Source organism: Pseudomonas sp. AC229 (genome assembly GCF_979254655.1).
Genome location: NZ_CEEDHK010000124.1, coordinates 1 through 229, shown reverse-complemented (window position 1 = coordinate 229; position 229 = coordinate 1). Strand labels below are relative to the sequence as shown.

General features: G+C 60.7%; 1 pseudogene. It reads left to right on the top strand.

Going from position 1 to position 229, the window contains the following annotated elements:
• Positions 1-229 (top strand): annotated as a pseudogene (locus tag AC0IW7_RS25130) (LTA synthase family protein); the annotation flags it as partial.

Here is a 229-nt window from a genome sequence, read left to right as displayed (position 1 = left end):
CCTGCTGGCGCGCTATTGCCTTGGCTGGTCGAACGGTTTCGGCTATTTGTCGGATCTGGCCATTGGGTCGCTGCTGATCGTGTTGCTGCACAACCGGCCATTGTGGCTGGCGCTGCCGGTATTGCTGGTGTGGAGCGTATTGACCCTGAGCACCGCTGAATTGGTAGGCGCCGTGGGTCGCATGCCGGAAGGGAGCGACCTGCAATACCTCACCGACCCACAGTTCGTT